The sequence below is a fragment of the Bradyrhizobium sp. Crot121 genome (assembly GCF_059512385.1).
This window is the reverse complement of sequence record NZ_JCAMOR010000015.1, coordinates 64,097-80,731: the sequence shown is the minus strand read 5'-3', so window position 1 is coordinate 80,731 and position 16,635 is coordinate 64,097. Positions and strand designations below refer to the sequence as shown.

The window sequence follows — 16,635 nt, the reverse complement described above, 5'->3', positions numbered from 1 at the left end:
CGGTTGACTTGGCGCGTCCGGACGGCTTTTTAGCGCTCTCAAACATCCCCATTTGTAGTGCCATGATCGAGAAAAACTACCAGCCTGCCGATATCGAAAGCCGGATGTCCCGCGTCTGGGAGGAGAGTGGCGCCTTCAAGGCCGGCCGCCCCGAGCGGCGCGACGCCGCGCCGTTCACCATCGTGATCCCGCCGCCGAACGTGACGGGCTCGCTGCACATGGGACATGCGCTGAACAATACGCTGCAGGACATCCTCTGCCGCTTCGAGCGCATGCGCGGACGCGACGTGCTCTGGCAGCCCGGCACCGACCATGCCGGCATCGCCACCCAGATGGTGGTCGAGCGGCAGTTGATGGAACGGCAGGAGCCGGGCCGTCGCGAGATGGGCCGCGCCAAATTCCTCGACCGGGTCTGGCAATGGAAAGCCGAGAGCGGCGGCACCATCATCAACCAGCTCAAGCGGCTGGGCGCCTCCTGCGATTGGTCGCGCGAGCGCTTCACGATGGATGAGGGCCTGTCGCGCGCCGTCGTGAAGGTGTTCGTCGAACTCCACCGCCAAGGGCTGATCTACAAGGACAAGCGGCTGGTCAACTGGGACCCGAAGCTGCTCACCGCGATCTCCGATCTCGAGGTGCAGCAGGTCGAGGTCAAGGGCCATCTGTGGTACCTGCGCTATCCGCTCGAGGGCAGGGCGTTCAGCCCCGACGATCCCGCAAGCTTCATCGTGGTCGCGACGACCCGTCCCGAAACCATGCTCGGCGATACCGCGGTGGCCGTGCATCCGGACGACGAGCGCTACAGTGCGCTGGTCGGCAGCCACGTGATCCTGCCATTGGTCGGCCGCAAGATTCCGATCGTGGCCGACGATTATTCCGATCCGGAGAAGGGCTCTGGCGCTGTGAAGGTCACGCCGGCGCACGACTTCAACGACTTCGAGATCGGCAACCGCCACGGGCTGCCGCGGATCAGCGTGCTCGACCAGGAAGGCAAGCTCTCGCTTGTTGGCAACGAGGACTATCTGCGCGGCCTGCCCGAGGGCGCGCTGCATTTCGCCGAGGAATTCCATGGCATCGAGCGCTTTGCCGCGCGCAAACAGCTCGTCGCGCGGTTGGAGGATTTCGGCTTTCTCGAGAAGATCGAGCCGAACACGCATATGGTTCCGCATGGCGACCGTTCCGGCGTGGTCATCGAGCCGTTCCTCACCGACCAATGGTACGTCGACGCCAACACGCTGGCGCAGCCGGCGATCGCGGCCGTGCGCGCGGGCGAAACCAGCTTCGTGCCGAAGAACTGGGAAAAGACTTATTTCGAATGGATGGAGAACATCCAGCCCTGGTGCATCTCGCGCCAGCTCTGGTGGGGCCATCAGATCCCGGCGTGGTACGGGCCCGACGGCAAGGTGTTCGTCGCCGAGACCGAGGAAGAGGCCGTGGGCAACGCGCTCGGCTACTACGTCGAGCAGGAAGTCATCACGCCGGAGCAGGGCCACGACATGGCGGTGGACCCCGCCAAGCGCGAGGGCTTCATCACCCGCGATGAAGACGTGCTCGACACCTGGTTCTCGTCCGCGCTGTGGCCGTTCTCGACGCTTGGCTGGCCGGACGAGACGCCGGAGCTGCAGCGCTACTATCCGACCAACACGCTGGTCACCGGTTTCGACATCATCTTCTTCTGGGTGGCGCGGATGATGATGATGGGCCTTCACTTCACGAAGGAGGTGCCGTTCTCGACCATCTATATGCACGCCCTCGTCCGCGACGAGAAGGGCGCCAAGATGTCGAAGTCGAAAGGCAACGTCATCGATCCTCTGCATCTGGTCGACGAATACGGCGCCGACGCGCTGCGCTTCACGCTGGCGGCGATGGCGGCGCAGGGGCGCGACATCAAGCTGTCGACGCAGCGCGTCGACGGCTATCGCAGCTTCGCCACCAAGCTCTGGAACGCCTGCCGTTTTGCCGAGATGAATGGCGCCGCCCTGACGGCCGGATTTGATCCAACCAGCGTGAAGGAGACGCTGAATCGCTGGATCATGCATGAGACCACGCTTGCGGCTCGCGAAGTGACCGAAGCGATCGAGGCGTACCGCTTCAACGACGCGGCAGGCGCGGTCTACCGCTTCGTCTGGAACGTGTTCTGCGACTGGTATGTCGAGCTGACCAAACCGCTGTTGATGGGCGAGGACGGACCCGCGAAGACCGAGACCCGCGCCATGATCGCATGGGTGCGCGACGAGATCCTGAAGCTGCTGCACCCGTTCATGCCGTTCATCACCGAGGAGCTCTGGGCCGTCACGGCGAAGCGCGACGGTGTTCTGGCGCTGGCGCCATGGCCGCGCAAGGCGCGCGCGCTAACGCCTGAGCAGATCGCCACGCTTTCGCTGGCAGGGCCGACCGACGCGCTCATCCCGCCCGTGATCGGCGCGTTGGAAGATGACCCCGAGGAATTCAGCGACCCTGAAGCCGAGGCCGAGATCGGCTGGGTGGTCGATCTCGTCAGTGCGATCCGTTCGGTGCGCGCGGAGATGAACATCCCACCGTCCACGTTGACCCCGTTGGTGCTTGTGGACGCTTCCGCTGAGACAAAGGCGCGGGGGCAGCGCTGGAACGATGTCGCCAAGCGGCTGGCGCGGCTGGCCGACATCTCCTTTGCCGATGCTGCCCCGGAAGGCGCCGTGCAGCTATTGGTGCGGGGCGAGGTCGCGGCGCTGCCGCTGAAGGGCGTGATCGATCTTGGCGCCGAGCGCGCGCGGCTCGAGAAGGAAATCGCCAAGGCCGACGCCGACATCAAGCGCGTCGACGCCAAGCTTTCCAACGAGAAGTTCGTCGCCAACGCGCCAGAAGAGATCGTCGAAGAGGAAAAGGAAAAGCGCGAGGCGGCGCTGGAGCGCAAGGCAAAGATCCTCGAGGCGCTCGAGCGGCTGAAGAAGGCATCTTGAGAGAAGTTGTAGGGAGGGCACGCTGCGCTTTGCCCACCCTACAATCCGTGGCGAAAGCTCGCTTAGACGAACGTGAAGTCGCTCGCGTGGAGCTGATCGAGCGTCGTGTTCCTGATCTCGACCGAGTTGTTGTCGTCGAAGGTGATCACCACGCTCGTTCCGTTTTGTGCCATGTGCGACTGCACGGCGTTGAAATCGGCAAAGACCGTGCGGTTGATCTGAATCAGATCCTGCGCGCCATCGGTGTTCTGGAAGTCGAGAATGACATCCTTGCCGAAGCCGGGGGCGAACATGAAAGTGTCGTTGCCCGCGCCGCCTGACAACGTATCGTTACCGCCGCCGCCATTGAGCCGGTCGTCGCCGCTGCCGCCGTACAGGAGCTCGTTGCCGGTTCCGCCCATCAGCGTGTCGTTGCCGTCATCGCCGAACATCTGGGTCGCCGCCGGACCGCCCTTCATCGAGTCATTGCCGGCGCCGCCGTAAAGGGTGTCGTTGCCGCCGCCGCTGGACAGGTAATCATTACCGTCGCCGCCCTTGATGACATTGGTGGCCCATCCGCCATAGAGCTGATCGTTGCCGGCGCCGCCGTCGAGCAGGGCGCCGGTATCGGCATTGCCGGCCTTGATGATGTCGTTGCCATCGTCGCCGTAGAGTTGATCGGTCGCGGTCGCAATGCCGGGTCCGCCATCGATCGTGTCGTCACCGGCGCCGCCATGGATCACGTCGGCACCGGCGCCGCCGTAGATCACGTCCTTGCCCGGACCACCGTCGATGACGTCATTGTCGGTCGACGCGCCGAAGAACAAGTCCTGGCGGCCGCTCATGTCATAGTGGATCGCCTTGTTCTGATAGAGATTCCAGGTTCCCGGCGAGCTCGGATTGACCGCGTCGGCGGCCGACAGATGCTCGCCGTTAACCGTGATGTCCTTGATGTAGAGGTTGCGGTCGCCACTGGCGCCCGCGATGTCATTGATGAAGGCGAGATCGAGACTTGAGATTGCCGCGGGATTGGCGAACGTGAAAGTGAAGGTCTGGAAGCCGGCTGGATTGGTCGCATTGTGGAACTCGACCGTGTTGCCGACCTGCTGGCCATTGACCAGAAGCTGCATCTGGGCGCCGATGCCGTCGACGACGGAGCTGTAGCCCGTCACCGTGACGGTGGTTTCCGTCAGTTTCGGAATCGTGTCGGGGCCGCCCCTGATGGTATCGTTGCCGGCGCCGGCTTTGATCGTATCGTTGCCGGCGCCACCCGACAGAACGTCATTGCCGCCGCCGGTATCCATCAGATCGGCCGCCGGAGAGCCCGTCAGCGTCTGGCCGGGCGGCTGACGCTCGCCGCCATACCACTCTGTGATGAGCCCCTGCGCCGGCTTGCCCTGCGGCGAGTAGCCGAGTTCCGAATATTTGTTGTTCGCATCCCAGTTCCAGATCGATGCGCCCCTGAACCAGCTCCCGCCTTCCGATCCCCAGACCTGAAAGAAGGCGTTGAACGCGTCATATTGCTCCTGGACATCCGGCGTCGAGCTTCCGGCCCAGCCGCCCGGGCTGATATTGGTGCCGTCCACGCTGCGATAGCCGGTCTCGGTGAAGACCACCTGCTTGCCGTACTGAAGGGCAAGCGAGTGGAAGAAATCGACCGGCGATTTGTGATCCATCACTTTCGCCCAATAGTCATCGGAGGACATGGTGTTCCACGCGTTGACCATTTCCTGGACCGTCGGATCGCGGTCGGTCGTCAGCGGCGGATAGGCGTTGACGCCGATGACATCGACCTTGTCCCAGAAGCTGACATTGATGGCTTCGTCGGTGGCGGCGGCGTAGGTGATTTCGCCGTGATACACGGCGCGCACGGCATTGATGATGTCCACCCATTGGTCGCGATATTCGGGACCGGAGAGCTTGGCGAGCTCATTGCCGATCACCAACATGCTGACGCCGGCTTGCTGGGCGAGTTCCGCCATGTGAACGATTTCGGTCTTGTATGACGCGAAAAAGGCGGCGGGATCGTCCGGTGTCAGCACATGTGCAAGCGAGCCATCGAGGGCCGAGACCATGGGTTTGAGCGAAACCGAAAGGCCGAGCGCCTGCGCATCCGCGATGGCCTTAAGGATGTTGGCGTCGCTCTCGGTCTTGCCGGGATCGGCGAACACGTCGTCCGAATGCCTTGTGTTCGTGAAGAGCCGAGGCGCAAGCTCGATCGAATTTGCATTGGTGTCCGCGATTGCCTGCATGGCATCGCGCGCCGCGCTCGTGACGAATGCTCCATTGTAGTTGGAAGGGAATCCGAATCCTTGGACAGTAAACGGGCCCGCCATCGGTACAGCTCCTTTAGTTTTAGTTTCTATGTTTTCTATTTCGCTGTTTCGGTGGCCAGCATTCTGCGCAGGACTTGTTCACCCGCGTTGTGTTCCGTCTTTTCAGCAGAGCACAATTCATAAGCAACTCACACGCGTGCAGCGAAGCACGCGCGCTCAGTCTGCACACGCAACGTGGGCGCGTCGTGACAGGATTGCGTCGATGTTGCGATTGTTGATGCGCATCTCGTTACGATGGCGCTTCAAGTTCAACTTAAACTGGAAACCGCTTGCTCAGGAATTTCGAGCCCTTCATGCCGTAACGCCAAGGAAGATCGATTGCCTTGGTGATTCCGATTCGCACGCCTGCGACAACTTCGACACTGCCGACGCGCGCGTGCAGCGAGAACGGTGCCTGATCGAGCGGCAGGGCGTTGTGCTCAATCGTTATGCCGAGTGCTTCGGTCAGCTTTCCCGGACCGGAACATAGCGCGTGCACTTCCTTGAGATGGCGCCGCCGCCGCATCGTCGCGATCCCATGCGTGGGCTCCAGCGCGCGGATCAGCACGGCGCTCGCCGAGCCTGCTTCTTCGCAGACCAAGTTCACGCACCAGTGGATGCCGTAAGAGCGATAGACATAGGCAAATCCGGGCGGGCCGAACATCACCTGGTTGCGCGCTGTCGGCCCACGATAGGAATGGGCCGCCGGATCGGTGTGGTGATAGGCCTCCACCTCCACGATGAGGCCGCCGACGCCATTGAAGAGCAGGGTCGCACCGATCAGGTCGGGCGCGACCTCATGCACGCTGCGGCCAAAGAATGAGCGTTTGAGCGTCTTGCCGAGGCGGATCGGTGCTTCGCCTGGCAGTCTGGGATTTTGAACCATTTTGGTGGGAATCAGAGGGAAACGCGGGGGATTGCTGCCCATATGTTGCACGTTCTGCTAGCATGCGCGAGCCGGGTTGCGGGTTCGGGCAATACGGATTAGCTAACAGTTCCAAAGATCCGTAGATTTCCCATGGTCACCCTGATCGACACCATCTCAGCCAATCCGTTGCGCCCGCGCCACCCCGAAAAGGTGAACCGGCCCGACGCGCTGTCGCCGCCGAAGCCGGACTGGATACGGGTGCGCGCGCCGAATACACGCGGCTATGCCGATACCCGCAACATCGTGAAGGAGAATGGCCTCGTCACGGTCTGCGAGGAGGCCGGCTGCCCGAATATCGGCGAGTGCTGGGACAAGAAGCACGCCACCTTCATGATCATGGGGGACACCTGCACCCGGGCCTGCGCGTTCTGCAACGTCAAGACCGGCATGCCCGGCGCGCTTGACGCCGCCGAGCCGGAGCATGTGGCGGAGGCGACCTTCAAGCTTGGGCTCTCCCATGTCGTCATCACCTCGGTCGACCGCGACGATCTTGCCGACGGCGGCGCCGAGCATTTTGCCCAGACCGTCCGCGCCATCCGCGCGCGCTGCCCGAACACCACGATCGAACTTCTTACCCCAGACTTCCTGCGCAAGGAGGGGGCGCTCGAAATCGTCGTGGCGGCGAAGCCCGACGTCTTCAACCACAATCTCGAAACCGTGCCCTCGCGCTATCTGTCGGTGCGGCCCGGCGCGCGCTATTTCCACTCGATCCGCCTGCTGCAGCGGGTGAAAGAGATCGACCCGACGATGTTCACCAAGTCCGGCATCATGGTGGGTCTGGGCGAGCAGCGGCACGAAGTGTTGCAGGTGATGGACGACCTGCGCTCGGCGGATGTCGATTTCCTCACCATCGGGCAATATCTGCAGCCGACGCGGAAGCATCACGCTGTGATGAGCTACGTCACGCCGGACGAGTTCGCAGGCTACGAGAAGGTCGCCTATACCAAGGGGTTCCTGATGGTATCGGCGAGCCCGCTGACGCGCTCGTCCCATCACGCGGGCGACGATTTCGCCAAACTGCAAGCGGCGCGCGTGGCGCGGTCACGCTAACGCCGGATCGCACCGATGCGACGCATTCTTGTGATGGGGTCTTCGGGATCCGGCAAATCGACTTTTGCTCAACGGCTTTCAGCCACTACGGGCATTCCGTTCGTGTCGCTCGACGCGATCTACTGGAAGCCAGGCTGGGTCGCGTCCGATAACGCGAAGTTCCACGAACGCGTGACTGAGGTGGCGCTTCGGCCGCAATGGGTTATGGATGGAAACTATATTTCAAATGGGGCCGGCGAGCTGCGCCGCCAGGTCTGCGATAGCATCATCTGGTTTGATCTTCCGCGTCGGACCTGCATGCTCGGCCTCGCGCGACGGATAGCCCGAAGCTATGGCCAGGTTCGCGCCGAAATGGCCGAGGGTTGCCCGGAACGAATCGATCTTGAATTCTTTCGATACGTCTGGACGTATCGGCAGAAACAGCGGCCGAAGCTCCTCAGATATTTCGAGGGCATGCGACCGGACCAATCACTTGTCTGTTTCACGGATCGGACACAGGCGGGCCGGTATTTGAAGGAGATCTCGCTGATGACTCACGCGGCGAGTATCCACTGATGCCGAGGTTTTCCAGCACGCGGCGGGTCCGTCACTCCGCATCGCAGATGTTCGATCTGGTCGCCGATGTCGAGCGCTATCCGGAATTCGTGCCGCTGTGCCATGCGCTGAAGATCCGGCAGCGCACGCCGAAGGAGGACGGCACCGAGGTTCTCGTTGCCGATATGACCGTGTCGTTCAAGCTGGTGCGCGAGAGCTTCACCAGCCGCGTCACGCTGGACCGGCCGAACCTGAAGATCATGGTTGAATATCTGCGCGGCCCGTTCAGCAATCTCGAGAACCGCTGGACCTTCGAGCCGAAATCCGACACCGAATGTGATGTCGGCTTTTTCATCTCATACGAGTTCAAAAGCCGGATGCTGGGAATGCTGATGGGATCGATGTTCGACGCAGCGTTCCAACGCTTCGCCGGCGCATTCGAAAAGCGCGCCGACGTGATCTACGGCAAGCCGGCTACCGCATCGTAAGCTCTCACCCTCATTGCGAGCGAAGCGAAGCAATCCATCGCGCCGCTTGCGGAGGCATGGATTGCTTCGTCGCTTCGCTCCTCGCAATGACGGAGAGGAAGCTGTTAGGCCCGCGGCGGTCTTCGGCGCTTGACGGCGCTGCGGCGCGGGGAGCGCGCGACGCGGGGACGCAGGCGGCTGGCAGCTTCGCGGCGCGGCTTGGTTGCGGCCTGGGGGCCGCGTGCCAGTTCCATCAACATGCGCAGGGCTTCCACCACGGAGCGTTGCCGCACCGCGCTGCGTCCGATTGCGCCGAAGCGGTGCTCGCGATGCATGATCCGACCATCGCGGGCGGCGACCGCGAAATGCACAAGGCCCACCGGCTTGCCCGGGGTGGCGCCGCCGGGGCCGGCGATGCCGGTGATGGAGACCGCAAGATCAACGCCGGCGCGCTCCAGGGCACCGACCGCCATGGCGGTTGCGGTCTCCTTGCTGACTGCGCCGAAAGTCGAAAGCGTCAGCGCGTTGACGCCGAGCATCGCACGCTTGGCCTCGTTGGAATAGGTGACGAAGCCGCGATCGATGACGTCGGAGGAGCCGGGGATATCGGTGAGCGCGCCCGCGACCAGCCCGCCGGTGCAGGACTCCGCCGTCGCGATGGTCAATTTCCGCATCCGGCACAGATCGAGCAGCGAGCGGGAGAGGGCGCGCGCGTCGCTGCCGCTCATGGTTACTCGCTCCAACCTTTGTCGTTCCAAGGAAGGCGAATGGTGGCGCTCGCGGTAGCTGCGATGCCTTCCTCACGGCCGGTAAAGCCCAGTCTCTCGCTGGTGGTCGCCTTCACCGCGATGCGCGTGATGCTCACGCCCGAGATCTCGGCGATCTTCGCCCGCATGGTGTCGCGCAGCGGGCCGATCTTCGGCCGCTCGCAGATCAGGGTCACCTCGAGGTTGGCGATGCGGCCGCCGCGCGCGGTGACGCGATCGACGGCATATTTCAGGAATCGGTCGGAAGATGCGCCCTTCCACTGCGGATCTACAGGCGGAAAATGCGAGCCGATGTCGCCGTCCGCGAGCGCGCCGAGGATGGCATCGACCAGCGCATGCAGGCCGACGTCGCCGTCGGAGTGGGCGAGAAACCCCTTGGTGTGCGGCACGCGCACGCCGCAGATCATCACGTGATCACCTTCACCGAAGGCATGCACGTCATAGCCGGTGCCGGTCCTGATGTCGCCGAGCAGGCTGGCGAGGCGGGCTTCCTCGCGGACGAAGTCTTCAGGTGTGGTGAGTTTCATGTTCGCAGGATCGCCCTCAAAGGTCGCCACCGTCAATCCCGCCCATTCGGCAATCGCGGCATCGTCGGTGAAATCGCTTCTGCCCTCGCGCGCAGCGCGGCGATGCGCATCCAAGATCACGTCGAAACGAAAGACCTGTGGCGTCTGCGCGATTCGCAGCAGCGCACGGTCGGGCGTCGCTTCGACATCGCCGCTCGCACCGGTCAGCTTGATGGTATCGGTGACCGGGACCACGGGAATGGCAGCACCGGTACGGCCGACCGCATCGATCGCGCGCGAGATCAGCGCCTCGGTCGCGAACGGCCGTGCAGCGTCGTGGATCAGCACGATGTCGGGCTTCTCGCTTGCAAGTGCCTCCAGTCCCGCACGCACGGACGCCTGCCTGGTTGCGCCACCGTTTGTCGGCGGCCGATGGCGAAGGCCGACCACCGCTTCGTTGAAGAGGGCGGCATCATCGGGATTGACGACGGGCTGCACGGCGAAAACATCGGGATGGCGGCTGAACGGCTCCATCGCCCGGAAGATCACCGTCTGGCCGCCGATCACCCGGTACTGCTTCGGCCCGCCTGCGCCGGCGCGAAGCCCGCGGCCGGCTGCGACAAGGATGGCGGCGGTACGCTCAGGTCTAGGCATTGGTCGAAACTGTATACGAGATAGGTTGAGGAGAGGGGCGCCAAGCTTTCCGCCAGCGCACAGCCCTTACCACGCTGGATGCGCAATGACAGAGCTATTCCCATACCCTGTGGGAAAAGCGGTTCTTGTTGCGGTGCACTTGCGCAAATGATAGAAATGTCTAAACCATAGGCATAATGCTTGACTGCACAAGAATTGTGCTCAAAATAGAGGACAGCGGCGCGATGAGGCTGCCGCCAGTAACACGAGAAGCCTGTGACCGGCCTCGCAAGAACGCGTCGTAACTCTTTGAAAATAGGTGACATTACTGTCGCCAACCCGGTGCTTCTCGCCCCCATGTCCGGCGTGACCGATGCCCCGTTTCGGCGTCTCGCAGCGAGTCTCGGCGCGGGGCTTGTCGTGTCGGAGATGACCGCAAGCGACGATCTTGCGCAGGGCAGAGCAATCTCGCTTTTGCGCTGCGAGGCGGCCGGGATCGGGCCGCATGTGGTCCAACTCGCCGGGTGCGAGACCCGCTGGATGGCCGAGGGCGCGAGGATCGCGGAAGCCGCCGGCGCCGACATCATCGATATCAATATGGGCTGTCCGGCGCGCCACGTCACCGGCGGCCAGTCCGGCTCCGCTTTGATGCGCGACCTCGATCACGCGACGAGCCTGATCGAGGCGACGATCGCCGCGGTCAAGGTGCCGGTGACACTGAAGATGCGGCTGGGCTGGGATGATCGCTCGCGCAACGCTCCGGAACTGGCGCGCCGCGCGCAGGCCGCCGGCGTGCAGATAGTGACGGTGCACGGCCGCACCCGCTGCCAGTTCTACAAGGGCGAGGCGGATTGGGCCGCTGTGCGCGAAGTCAGGGACGCCGTCTCGATCCCGCTCGTCGTCAATGGCGACATCACCTCCTTCGAGAGGGTGGTGACCGCGCTCGATAAGTCCGGCGCGGACGCGGTCATGATCGGACGCGGCGCGCAGGGGCAGCCCTGGCTACCCGGGCAGATCGCGCGCCGGCTCGAGACCGGCATCGCCGAGCAGGCGCCGCCGCTCGCCGAGCAGCTCAGCCATATCCGCGAGCTCTATGATGCTGTCCTGAGCCATTACGGGGTCCGTGTCGGGCTCAAGCATGCGCGAAAACATCTCGGTTGGGCGCTGGAGATCGCCGCCCACTGCAGCCGCGCTCCGGCCGCGACGCTGAAGGGCTGGCGGCAAAGCATCCTGACCTCGGACGAGCCCTCGCGTGTGCATCAATCGCTTCAGGATGCTTATGACGATTTTGCATGGAGTGCTGCTGCATGACATCAGCCGCAGAGACTCGCCGGCGCATGCCCTCCGACAGCGAGGCCATCCTCAACGCGCTGCCGAACCCGGTGCTGCTGGTGGCGCCGGATGGCCGTATCGCCGACGCCAACATCGCCGCCGAATCGTTTTTCGAAATCTCCACGCAATTCCTGCAGCGGCAGTCGCTGAAGGAGCTGGTGCCGTTCGGCAGCCCGCTGCTCGCGCTGATCGACCAGGTGCGTACCAGCGGCTCGCCGGTCAACGAATACAAGGTCGACCTCGGCACGCCGCGAATCGGCGGCGACCGCCAGGTCGATTTGCATGTGGCGCCGGTCACGGAACGGCCGGGGCATATCGTCGTGATGCTGCAGGAGCGCACCATCGCCGACAAGATGGACCGGCAGCTCACCCATCGCAGCGCCGCGCGCTCCGTGATCGCGCTGGCGGCGATGCTGGCGCATGAGATCAAGAACCCGCTGTCGGGCATCCGCGGCGCGGCGCAACTCCTGGAGCAGCAGGCGTCCTCCGATGATCGCATGCTGACCCGGCTGATCTGCGACGAGGCCGACCGCATCGTCACCTTGGTGGACCGCATGGAAGTGTTCGGCGACGATCGGCCGGTCGCCCGCGGCCCGGTCAACATTCATTCGGTGCTCGACCACGTCAAACGGCTGGCGCAGTCCGGCTTCGCGCGCAACGTCCGTTTCATCGAGGACTACGACCCGTCGCTGCCGCCGGTTCTCGCCAACCAGGATCAGCTCATCCAGGTGTTCCTCAACCTGGTGAAGAACGCCGCCGAGGCGGTGGCCGATCTCGGCACCGATGCGGAAATTCAGCTCACCACCGCGTTCCGTCCAGGCGTCCGGCTTTCGGTGCCCGGCAAGAAATCGCGGGTGTCGCTACCGCTGGAATTCTGCGTCAAGGACAACGGCTCCGGCGTGCCGGAAGACCTGTTGCCCAATCTGTTCGATCCCTTCGTCACCACAAAACAGACCGGCAGTGGCCTCGGGCTTGCGCTCGTCGCCAAAATCGTCGGCGATCACGGCGGCATCATCGAATGCGAATCCCAGCCGCGGAAGACCACCTTCCGCGTGCTGATGCCGATGTACAACCCCGCCAAACAAATCGACCAAAGCAGCCGCGAGGACGTTCCGGGTACGCCATCGCATGCCTCACAGGACGCAAGATGAGGAAAGACAATGCCCGCAGGTAGCATTCTCGTTGCTGATGACGACACCGCCATCCGCACGGTTCTCAACCAGGCTCTGTCACGCGCCGGGTATGAGGTGCGGTTGACCGGCAACGCGGCGACGCTGTGGCGCTGGGTCAGCCAGGGCGAGGGCGATCTCGTCATCACCGACGTGGTGATGCCGGACGAGAACGCGTTCGACCTGCTACCGCGGATCAAGAAGATGCGGCCGAACCTGCCCGTCATCGTCATGAGCGCGCAAAACACCTTCATGACGGCGATCAGGGCTTCCGAACGCGGCGCCTACGAATATCTGCCGAAGCCGTTCGACCTGAAGGAGCTGATCACCATCGTCGGGCGGGCGCTCGCGGAGCCGAAGGAGAGGGTGACGAGCGCCGCCGACGATTCCGAGTTCGACTCGATCCCGTTGGTCGGCCGCTCGCCGGCGATGCAGGAAATCTACCGTGTGCTGGCGCGGCTGATGCAGACCGACCTCACCGTGATGATCTCGGGCGAGTCCGGCACCGGCAAGGAACTGGTCGCTCGTGCGCTGCACGACTACGGCAAGCGGCGGAACGGCCCCTTCGTCGCCGTCAACATGGCCGCGATCCCGCGCGACCTGATCGAGTCGGAATTGTTCGGCCATGAGCGCGGCGCGTTCACCGGCGCCAATACTCGCGCCTCGGGCCGGTTCGAGCAGGCGGAAGGCGGCACCCTGTTCCTCGACGAGATCGGCGACATGCCGATGGAGGCGCAGACCCGGCTGCTGCGCGTGCTGCAGCAGGGGGAATACACCACCGTCGGCGGACGCACCCCGATCAAGACCGACGTGCGCATCGTCGCCGCCAGCAACAAGGATTTGCGGATACTGATCCAGCAGGGCCTGTTCCGCGAAGACCTGTTCTTCCGCCTGAACGTGGTGCCGCTGCGGCTGCCGCCACTGCGCGAGCGGATCGAGGATCTGCCCGACCTGATCAGGCACTTCTTTGCGCTCGCTGAGAAGGACGGTCTGCCGCCGAAGAAGCTCGACGCCCAGGCGCTGGAGCGGCTGAAGCAGCACCGCTGGCCCGGCAACGTCCGCGAGCTGGAAAACCTCGCACGTCGGCTGGCGGCGCTTTATCCGCAGGATGTGATCACCGCGTCCGTCATCGATGGCGAACTGGCCCCGCCGGCCGTCAACTCCGGCAGCAACACGCAGCACGGGGTGGACAATCTCGGCGGCGCTGTCGAGGCCTATTTGTCCTCGCACTTCTCCGGCTTCCCGAATGGCGTGCCGCCCCCGGGGCTCTACCACCGCATCCTCAAGGAGATCGAGGTGCCGCTGCTGACGGCCGCGCTCGCGGCCACCCGCGGCAACCAGATCCGCGCCGCCGACCTGCTTGGCCTCAATCGCAACACGCTGCGCAAGAAGATCAGGGACCTCGATATTCAGGTCTACCGGAGCGGGGGCTAACCTAGAGATCCGTCATTCCGGGACACGGCGACGCGAACCCGGAATGACGAAACTTCCCGACAAGGGCTGTGGAACCCTGTTCATTCCTGAACAAGCGCCGCGGAAATGTCGCAATTCGGCAACATTGTGATATGATTGCATCAGTCCGCTCGATCAGCGGACGTTGAGGCCTTCAGTTCATCCTTGCCGGAATGACCAGCCCAGAGACCACGGCCCAGCCGTTCGATCCATCGCGTACCGAGAAAAGGGCACTGCCGCTTGCGAAGTGGCTGGCGCTCTTTGCCATCGCGGTTGCGCTTTTGTCGGCGTTCCTGACCTTCGTGGTGCTGACGGGGCTGACTCCGATCGAGCCGACCAAGCACGTCGTCTATTCATTCCTGCTGATCAACGCAGGCACGATCCTGCTGCTCCTCGGGATCATCATCCGCGAAATCTGGCAGGTAATTCAGGCCCGGCGCCGCGGCCGTGCGGCGGCGAGGCTTCACGTCCAGATCGTCAGCCTGTTTTCCATCATTGCGGTGTTGCCTGCGGTGGTGGTCGCGATCGTCGCCAATGTCATGCTCGATCGCGGCCTCGACCGGCTGTTTTCGGGACCGACGCGGGTAGCGATCCAGAATTCGGTGACGATCGCCGGCGCCTACATGCAGGAGCATGCGCAGCTCATTCGCGGCGACGTCCTGGGGATGGCAAACGACCTCGCCCATGCAAGGCCACTGTATGACCAGGATCGCATGACGTTCATGCAGCTCCTGACGGCGGGCGCGGCGGCGCGTAATCTGCCGGTTGCGCTGCTATTGGACAAGGACGGCAACGTCCTCGACAGCGCCGATACCGGTAGTCGTCTGAACTACGCACTACCACCGCTCGAAATTCTCAAGAACATCAACGAGACCGAGCCGGAAATCTCGGTTTTCCCCGAAAGCTATGTCGCGTCCGTGGTCCGGCTGCGGGCTTATGACGACACGTTCCTGTACGTGGCGCGTCTACTTGATCCGACCATCGTTGCCCAGCTCAAGCAGACCCAGGCCAGCGCTGCCGAATATGCCGCGATCGAAGCGCAGAGGCTCGGCATCCAGGTGACCTTCGCGCTGGTGTTTGCGGTGATTGCGCTGACCATTCTGGTCGCGTCGGTGCTGATCGGGCTCAATTTCGCCAACTGGCTCGTGTCGCCAATCCGCAGTCTGATGAGCGCCGCCAATCAGGTGTCGACCGGCGACCTCAACATCCAGGTTCCGGTCCATAGATCGGAAGGCGATCTCGCCCAGCTCGGGCAAACCTTCAACAAGATGACGCAGGAGTTGCGGACCCAGCGCGATGAACTCGTCAATGCCAGCGAACTGATCGACAGCCGCCGGCGCTTCATCGAGGCCGTGCTGTCATCGGCCAGCGCCGGCATCATCGGCGTCGATCCGTCCGGCAGCGTCGGCACCCTCAATCGCTCGGCGGAGAAGCTGATCGGCCACGCCGAATCGGAGACCTTGGGTCATCCGCTCTCGGACGTGCTTCCCGAGCTTGACGAGATGATGAAGACGGCACGGGAGGGCACCCAGCGGCTGGTCCAGGGCCAGATCACCATCACCCGCGACGGCCACGAGCGCAATTTGTCGGTCCGCATCTCCGCCGAGAAGACCAGCCACTCCTGGGACAATTACATCATCACGCTCGACGACATCACCGAACTGGTCTCGGCCCAGCGCACCTCGGCCTGGGGCGATGTCGCCCGCCGTATCGCGCATGAGATCAAAAACCCGCTGACCCCGATCCAGCTCTCGGCCGAACGCATCCGCCGCAAATTCGGCAAGACCATCACCGAGGAGAAGGACAAGTCCATCTTCGAACAATGCACCGACACCATCGTGCGCCAGGTCGACGACATCAGGCGCATGGTCGACGAATTCTCGCGCTTCGCCCGCATGCCGAAGCCGGTGATGGAAGGCGAGGATGTCGCCGACACCGTGCGGCAGGCGGTGTTCCTGATGAAGGTCGCGCACCCCGAGCTCGATATCGAGGCCGACATCAAGCAGGACCCGATGCGGGCGCAGTTCGATCGCCGGCTGATCTCGCAGGCGCTGACCAACATCATCAAGAACGCGACCGAAGCGATCGAGCAGGTGCCGCCGGAAGAGCTGGGCAAGGGGCGGATCGACGTCATCGCGCAGCGCGAGGGCGAGGGCGAGGAGATCATCATCGACGTGATCGACAACGGCATCGGTCTGCCGAAGGTCGCGCGCGCGCGTCTGCTCGAGCCCTATGTCACGACGCGCCAGAAGGGCACCGGGCTCGGGCTTGCGATCGTCGGCCGCGTGCTCGAAGACCATGGTGGCCGCATCGAGCTCAAGGATGCTTCCGACTTCCGTCCCGGGCAGCGCGGTGCCTGGATGCGGCTTCGATTCGCCGTCTCCGGTCAGCCGCCGAACGCGGGGACCAAGGAGCCGCCTCCGGCGGCCGGCCCCGAGTCGCAGCAGTCAAGCGCGCGGGACGAAGAAAAAAATCCGCCGGCGTCCGCGACCAGCGACCCGGCATCCACGACCAATATCCAAGCGAAAATCCAAGCAGCGACAGGCGACTGACAGGCAGGTGTAACC

At 63.6% G+C, this 16,635-nt stretch carries 12 protein-coding genes; 8 read left to right on the top strand and 4 right to left on the bottom strand.

Annotation, left to right across the window (positions count from 1 at the left end; genetic code table 11):
- The first annotated feature begins 62 nt into the window (after positions 1-62).
- A complete protein-coding gene (locus AC5ZGW_RS15905) occupies positions 63-2,936 on the top strand; it encodes a valine--tRNA ligase (RefSeq protein ID WP_130223544.1) in 2,874 nt (957 codons plus the stop codon).
- A gap of 62 nt (positions 2,937-2,998) precedes the next feature.
- On the opposite strand, the gene AC5ZGW_RS15900 is transcribed toward AC5ZGW_RS15905, so the two are convergent.
- Positions 2,999-5,251 (bottom strand): glycoside hydrolase family 113, encoded by a 2,253-nt coding sequence (locus AC5ZGW_RS15900; RefSeq protein ID WP_130223434.1) that lies wholly within the window; start codon positions 5,249-5,251, stop codon positions 2,999-3,001.
- A gap of 253 nt (positions 5,252-5,504) precedes the next feature.
- Positions 5,505-6,116, bottom strand: coding sequence for a DNA-3-methyladenine glycosylase (locus AC5ZGW_RS15895; protein ID WP_130223432.1), 612 nt, complete (start codon positions 6,114-6,116; stop codon positions 5,505-5,507).
- Between the two features lie 132 nt (positions 6,117-6,248).
- On the opposite strand from AC5ZGW_RS15895, the gene lipA reads away from it, so the two are divergent.
- The 3 genes from lipA to AC5ZGW_RS15880 are packed head-to-tail and all read left to right on the top strand — an operon-like array spanning position 6,249 to position 8,230.
- Positions 6,249-7,208, top strand: a complete 960-nt coding sequence (lipA, locus tag AC5ZGW_RS15890) for a lipoyl synthase (RefSeq protein WP_130223430.1) — start codon at positions 6,249-6,251, stop codon at positions 7,206-7,208.
- 15 nt (positions 7,209-7,223) lie between these two features.
- Positions 7,224-7,763 carry a P-loop NTPase family protein gene (locus AC5ZGW_RS15885; RefSeq protein ID WP_130223428.1) on the top strand — a complete coding sequence of 180 codons (540 nt, stop codon included), beginning with the start codon at positions 7,224-7,226 and terminating at the stop codon, positions 7,761-7,763.
- Complete coding sequence (locus AC5ZGW_RS15880) at positions 7,763-8,230, top strand: type II toxin-antitoxin system RatA family toxin (RefSeq protein WP_130223426.1); 468 nt, start codon at positions 7,763-7,765, stop codon at positions 8,228-8,230. Before AC5ZGW_RS15885 ends, AC5ZGW_RS15880 begins: the two co-directional genes overlap by 1 nt.
- A 104-nt stretch (positions 8,231-8,334) precedes the next feature.
- On the opposite strand, the gene AC5ZGW_RS15875 is transcribed toward AC5ZGW_RS15880, so the two are convergent.
- Together AC5ZGW_RS15875 and AC5ZGW_RS15870 are read right to left on the bottom strand one after the other, a co-directional pair.
- Positions 8,335-8,937 (bottom strand): CinA family protein, encoded by a 603-nt coding sequence (locus AC5ZGW_RS15875; protein WP_130223424.1) that lies wholly within the window; start codon positions 8,935-8,937, stop codon positions 8,335-8,337.
- A 2-nt stretch (positions 8,938-8,939) separates the two neighbouring features.
- Positions 8,940-10,136 carry a bifunctional 2-C-methyl-D-erythritol 4-phosphate cytidylyltransferase/2-C-methyl-D-erythritol 2,4-cyclodiphosphate synthase gene (locus tag AC5ZGW_RS15870; RefSeq protein ID WP_130223422.1) on the bottom strand — a complete coding sequence of 399 codons (1,197 nt, stop codon included), beginning with the start codon at positions 10,134-10,136 and terminating at the stop codon, positions 8,940-8,942.
- 288 nt (positions 10,137-10,424) lie between these two features.
- Between AC5ZGW_RS15870 and dusB the strand changes: the two genes are divergently transcribed.
- From dusB to AC5ZGW_RS15850, 4 genes are all read left to right on the top strand, one after another.
- Positions 10,425-11,426 carry a tRNA dihydrouridine synthase DusB gene (gene dusB / locus AC5ZGW_RS15865; protein ID WP_130223542.1) on the top strand — a complete coding sequence of 334 codons (1,002 nt, stop codon included), beginning with the start codon at positions 10,425-10,427 and terminating at the stop codon, positions 11,424-11,426.
- The gene (locus AC5ZGW_RS15860; protein WP_130223420.1) at positions 11,423-12,598 is read left to right on the top strand and encodes a two-component system sensor histidine kinase NtrB; all 1,176 of its coding nucleotides are present in this window, start codon (positions 11,423-11,425) and stop codon (positions 12,596-12,598) included. Before dusB ends, AC5ZGW_RS15860 begins: the two co-directional genes overlap by 4 nt.
- Before the next feature lie 9 nt (positions 12,599-12,607).
- Complete coding sequence (gene ntrC / locus AC5ZGW_RS15855) at positions 12,608-14,050, top strand: nitrogen regulation protein NR(I) (protein ID WP_130223418.1); 1,443 nt, start codon at positions 12,608-12,610, stop codon at positions 14,048-14,050.
- 191 nt (positions 14,051-14,241) lie between these two features.
- Positions 14,242-16,620 (top strand): sensor histidine kinase, encoded by a 2,379-nt coding sequence (locus AC5ZGW_RS15850; protein ID WP_130223416.1) that lies wholly within the window; start codon positions 14,242-14,244, stop codon positions 16,618-16,620.
- The last annotated feature ends 15 nt before the right edge of the window (positions 16,621-16,635 follow it).

Excerpts from the sequence above, each read along its gene's own strand:
- AC5ZGW_RS15885 (WP_130223428.1), top strand. The coding sequence starts at position 7,224 with ATGCGACGCATTCTTGTGATGGGGTCTTCGGGATCCGGCAAATCGACT.
- AC5ZGW_RS15900 (WP_130223434.1), bottom strand. The coding sequence starts at position 5,251 with ATGGCGGGCCCGTTTACTGTCCAAGGATTCGGATTCCCTTCCAACTAC.
- AC5ZGW_RS15905 (WP_130223544.1), top strand. The coding sequence starts at position 63 with ATGATCGAGAAAAACTACCAGCCTGCCGATATCGAAAGCCGGATGTCC.
- AC5ZGW_RS15870 (WP_130223422.1), bottom strand. The coding sequence starts at position 10,136 with ATGCCTAGACCTGAGCGTACCGCCGCCATCCTTGTCGCAGCCGGCCGC.
- ntrC (WP_130223418.1), top strand. The coding sequence starts at position 12,608 with ATGCCCGCAGGTAGCATTCTCGTTGCTGATGACGACACCGCCATCCGC.
- AC5ZGW_RS15850 (WP_130223416.1), top strand. The coding sequence starts at position 14,242 with ATGACCAGCCCAGAGACCACGGCCCAGCCGTTCGATCCATCGCGTACC.
- AC5ZGW_RS15860 (WP_130223420.1), top strand. The coding sequence starts at position 11,423 with ATGACATCAGCCGCAGAGACTCGCCGGCGCATGCCCTCCGACAGCGAG.
- AC5ZGW_RS15875 (WP_130223424.1), bottom strand. The coding sequence starts at position 8,937 with ATGAGCGGCAGCGACGCGCGCGCCCTCTCCCGCTCGCTGCTCGATCTG.
- AC5ZGW_RS15895 (WP_130223432.1), bottom strand. The coding sequence starts at position 6,116 with ATGGTTCAAAATCCCAGACTGCCAGGCGAAGCACCGATCCGCCTCGGC.
- lipA (WP_130223430.1), top strand. The coding sequence starts at position 6,249 with ATGGTCACCCTGATCGACACCATCTCAGCCAATCCGTTGCGCCCGCGC.
- AC5ZGW_RS15880 (WP_130223426.1), top strand. The coding sequence starts at position 7,763 with ATGCCGAGGTTTTCCAGCACGCGGCGGGTCCGTCACTCCGCATCGCAG.